Here is a 3678-nt window from a genome sequence, read left to right as displayed (position 1 = left end):
CCGTTATGCGTACGAATTATACAGAGCCATGAGCGATTCCGGGTACCGACTTCAGCCGGGAGACTATCGGCAACAGTTTGCCGAGTTTTTGGATCGCCTGGCGAGTGGTGCGGTTGACTCCGAGGAATGGTCCAGCTTTATCGTCACGCACTACAATGACGAACAGGTAGAGGATGCTCGACGGATGACGGCCAGAATGGGATGCGGATACATGGATGAAGAACTTGATTCTGATCCTGGAAGAGCTCGACTTCGCACCTGGGCTGAACAACTCCGAGCCTCCAACGACGCATAACCATGACGTTCAACGGAGGACGGCATGACGTGTTTACAAATTGAAAATCAATCCGCCGTCCCCGCTGACGTCGGTCGTTCGTCGACTTCAAGCTGACATCTGATTTACGGTTCCTTTGACAAAGCATTCTCCCAATATGGATCAAACCGACATCGATCGAATTGAGTCTTCGCTCGGAATCAAAATTCCTGAAAGGCATGCTCTCTTTTTAAGGAACTATGCCTTCCAAGATCCGCAGGACTTTCTAATGGTTGACCCCGAATTGATGATCTTTGAGAACAAGAATCCTGACTGGGATTCGAACTACCTCATTGTCGGAAATGATGGTTGTGGGAATCCGCTATGCCTGAGACTTTCGCCTCCGTCGGATGAACTTTGGATCTGTGAATTCGACCCACCGGATGGATTTAGCGTTCACATGACACGAGATGAACTCGAGAATATTTACCGGACCTTTGAAGCATAGGACGGAATTGCGACGAACCATGGGTTGCAACGGAGGCCGCGTGCAGCTTTCATTACAATGGTTACTCTTTCTCGCGGCCCCGCTGAACCCTAGCGTTCGTCCGATCGAATATGACTTCCACCACAACCGATGACGGGACTCCAATCCGTTGCGAGATCTGCGGTGCGTCGTCGCTCGTGAATGTCTCGCGACCGCCGGGCGATTCCGTTTGTCCGAATTGCGGTGCGTTTCTTTGGGTCGACGCCGTGGTCGAGATCACGCGGCAAACATCATTCATTCCCGACATGACGCTGCGTGAAATTGCCTCGACTACCCGATCGGACGCGGTGCGGGAAATTACTACTTGCGCGGCGGCTGAATTCGATTGGACCATGGAGCAACAGAACGAACTCACCGATGCCATACTGAAACGCGAAGAACTTGGGTCAACCGGCATTGGAAATGGATTCGCAGTTCCGCACGCGTCAGTTGATTGGCTTGCGTCATGTGTCACTGTCATAGCCTTCGCGCCAAACGGCATTGACTTCGATTCGCTTGACGGTGATGCGGTTCACACTGTTATACTTATTGCGTCGCCCAAATCGAAACCCGGTGACCATTTGCGGTTGTTGGAACGTGTGTCGCGATCTATTCGCTTTTGGGGGCAGTCCGCCGCATAGAAAACGGACGAACCATGACATGCACGGGAGCACGGCTTGCGGCGTTTTTCGCAATGGATAGTCAACTCTCCGTGCCCCGTGATGTCCACCGTTCCCCGACTAAAGATTCTCACGCGAATTGTTGATGTCTTCGTCAAACCCTTGCGAGCCGCCGGTAACACCACGGTTGATCGAATCTCGCGTTCGCGCGTCGTGGTCGCATCGGTGCTGCCCTGTTTGTGGACTTCATGTGCCTCGTTCCCGGTTTTGGCTTCGCTCATGTCTGTGGGCAAAGTGGTCCTGTTCGGCCTGTGCCACCCAACTCGAATTCAGTCGGCCACGGCGAATCGCTGTCGTTGCGGTTATGTTCGCTGTAAATGCACCGGTCCCAATTGCGGTATACTTTAGCGGGTTGCTGAACTTCAGTTCGTACGAGTACGCAGCGATGCAAATTGCGTCATCGGCAGTCGCGCTCTCGGCCTGTTGCATTGATGGCGTCGTTCCTGTCGACCGTTAGGCCGAGCGAATTGTTCCATGTATGATTGCGGTGAACCATGCGTTGATACGGAGCGGGCGAATGTATCTTGGGTGATGGTCACTCAATCTCGCCCGCCCGCATAACGCAACCGTTCTGCCACTCAACGCAACACTTCACGGCATCGTCGCGTGACCGCATCTCAACTCTACCGATTGCTCTTGTTGATGGTCACGCTGCTGTTGGCGCAAGGATGCTCGCTGTTGCACGAAGAACCAATCTCGATTCCACGCGGCACTCCAATTTCGATCGATCAAATACCAGCATCAGTTGTTGACCCAACTAGCCTGCCGCATGGGACCACTGCTGAGCGATACGACAACGGCTCATTCCGGATCGAGTATCCTGATGGTGGGATTACTATCCTGGACTCCCAGGGATCGTTCCAAGGCGGCGTGATGTAAACCAAGTCCTTCGGTCACTAAAACCGAAGGCAGAACCATGACATGCACGGAAGGACGGCTTGCGTGTTTTACAAAGTGGAAAGTCAATCGTCCGTCCTCCGTGATGTCTACCGTTATCCCACTTAGCCATTGCTTGGCGATGCCTTGAAACGCAATCCATACACACCGCCGACCGATTCAATCGTTGCTTCGCTCCCTGTTGGACCAACTCAATCACCACGTTCGCGCTGGGCGACCCTTGCGATCATCGCATGCTATGCTTGGCTCGCAATCCTTTTTTTCGTTTGGCTGCAAGACGGCCTTAACGTATTGATCGAACGACAAGTTGCATTTCGCATCAAAACGACTCTGTTGACTTTCACTGCGGTTGCGGGAATTGCCTTCGCAAAACTCCGGTTTACGAATTCACGCGTACAGGTTGTCGCTTACACGCTCGCACTTGTCAGCCTGCAAATGCTTACGATGAATGCCCTTACAAATCACACTGTTGAACATTTCCCGTTTTGACCGTTTCCAAACCGAAGGGATAACCATGGGGTGTTGACGGAGCGGCGGTGGCACGCTTTTCCGTTTGCTTGCAAGTCAATCGCCGCCGCCCGCAAAACCCAACCGTTCGTCGACTGGAGGTCGCTACTCATGAATCCTTACGAATCAACGGTCGTAAATGACGGAACTCGTCCTATAAGCCGCTTCGTGCTGTGGTTCTCCATCGCAGCGCTCCTGGCATACTTTGGGTCTATGGTTATGCGCCGCGGATTGGATACGGTCATCATCGGCTACGCACAGGTGCCGTTGGGTGCCGCGGTTGAGTCATTGATCATCCTGTCGGTGGCGGGCTTTTCGGGTTGGTTGGCCTCATTTGAGATTGACAAAAGCGTGCCCGGTCCAAGCATCAGACGTCGTCTGGTCGGGGGCGTCGCATTCGGGGTCGGATTTGTGAATTGTCAACTTTACGTGTTCCCATACATTCGTGGCATGTTGTCCGTTCTCTCAGAATCAACTCCACTAGATCCGATCGTGCACGGGCTCTTTGATCAACCGTACGTTCTGTTGCCAACCGTACTTTTTGCTGGCGTTTGCGGCTGGATCGTGGAACGCTTATCGTCCAACTTTACTCGCCGACTCAGAAGCGACGAACAAAGGCATGAACGCGGAGCCGCCGACAGCGCGTTTTCAGATGGAGCATCAACCGCGGCGGCCCGGTTATGCCAGACGTTACCCGACTGATTGATGGCTGAGGAATTCACAGCATCTTGCCCTTGTGGCTACCGAACTCCACTGCTGACGACAGCGCCGCACCACGAGCCTGCGACGTGCGATCGTTGCAACAGTGTCGTTAA

5 protein-coding genes are annotated in these 3678 nt (G+C 53.4%); all 5 read left to right on the top strand.

Annotated features, from left to right (window positions below; all coding sequences use genetic code 11):
- Positions 1-295, top strand: a 295-nt coding sequence (locus ABEA92_RS31140) for a hypothetical protein (RefSeq protein WP_345689758.1), incomplete at its 5' end; no start/stop codon positions are given.
- Between the two features lie 136 nt (positions 296-431).
- A complete protein-coding gene (locus tag ABEA92_RS31135) occupies positions 432-761 on the top strand; it encodes an SMI1/KNR4 family protein (protein ID WP_345689756.1) in 330 nt (109 codons plus the stop codon).
- 110 nt (positions 762-871) lie between these two features.
- Positions 872-1420: a PTS sugar transporter subunit IIA gene (locus tag ABEA92_RS31130; RefSeq protein WP_345689755.1), complete on the top strand. Its 549-nt coding sequence runs from the start codon at positions 872-874 to the stop codon at positions 1418-1420.
- A gap of 1062 nt (positions 1421-2482) precedes the next feature.
- The gene (locus ABEA92_RS31125; protein WP_345689754.1) at positions 2483-2845 is read left to right on the top strand and encodes a hypothetical protein; all 363 of its coding nucleotides are present in this window, start codon (positions 2483-2485) and stop codon (positions 2843-2845) included.
- Positions 2846-2974: 129 nt separating this feature from the next.
- Positions 2975-3565, top strand: a complete 591-nt coding sequence (locus ABEA92_RS31120; RefSeq protein ID WP_345689753.1) for a hypothetical protein — start codon at positions 2975-2977, stop codon at positions 3563-3565.
- Positions 3566-3678: the final 113 nt, after the last annotated feature.

This window comes from Novipirellula caenicola (assembly GCF_039545035.1).
GTDB lineage: Bacteria > Planctomycetota > Planctomycetia > Pirellulales > Pirellulaceae > Novipirellula > Novipirellula caenicola.
This window is presented reverse-complemented; position numbering and strand designations above follow the sequence as displayed.

What these genes read in the sequence shown, in the direction of transcription:
- ABEA92_RS31120 (WP_345689753.1), top strand. Translation starts at nt 2,975, where the DNA reads ATGAATCCTTACGAATCAACGGTCGTAAATGACGGAACTCGTCCTATA.
- ABEA92_RS31135 (WP_345689756.1), top strand. Translation starts at nt 432, where the DNA reads ATGGATCAAACCGACATCGATCGAATTGAGTCTTCGCTCGGAATCAAA.
- ABEA92_RS31130 (WP_345689755.1), top strand. Translation starts at nt 872, where the DNA reads ATGACTTCCACCACAACCGATGACGGGACTCCAATCCGTTGCGAGATC.